Raw genomic sequence first — 613 nt, forward strand, 5'->3', positions numbered from 1 at the left:
ATCGCTACAATGTCGCCTTATCAGCGCCTGAGGAGCCACTTTTTGACAGGATCGCCTGCACTATCGAATGGGCATCACATTTGTTGGCCTGCAGCAGCCCCGATGTATCCAGGGTGCCACCATGGTTTTCATAGCCAAACGCCAGCGTCCGGTCGGGTCCGAGATCGAGAGGACGGCAGATTCCCAGCAAGGCCTCTGGGCGCATATGGCAGACGAACACTCTGAGTTTTGTATCGTGGGGAAACAGCTCGGCCCTGTAAGAAGTACCAGACTGATGTCCTGACTCGATTGGATCCCGGGGACTCCGGAATCGACCGGGCTCGAGAAGGCAGACCACACCACTCGAAAGCCCTCTCTGAGCCAGCGCTTCGGCAACCTCAAGGCAAACCCGGAGTTGATAGGCGCCGACAGCGATCAACTGCACATCACCGGCTTCACCAAGAGCGATGGCACCATCCCGGAGCAATTGCACAGCCTGACGGCCGTCAAAAACGGCAGGCAGTTTTGCCTTGGGAACCGTCATGGCCCAGAACTGCCCCTGGGTTCGAAAACACTCGTTAAGGCACGCCACAGCACTATTGCAGTCGGGAGGATAGACAACGCGGGCAGTGTC

At 57.7% G+C, this 613-nt stretch carries 1 pseudogene; it reads right to left on the reverse strand.

Annotated features, from left to right (window positions below):
- Positions 1-4: 4 nt before the first annotated feature.
- Positions 5-613 (reverse strand): annotated as a pseudogene (locus H3Z84_RS00060) (xylulose 5-phosphate 3-epimerase); the annotation flags it as partial.

The sequence above is a fragment of the Marinobacter sp. bablab_jr003 genome, from assembly GCF_016464245.1.
Taxonomy (GTDB): domain Bacteria; phylum Pseudomonadota; class Gammaproteobacteria; order Pseudomonadales; family Oleiphilaceae; genus Marinobacter; species Marinobacter vinifirmus.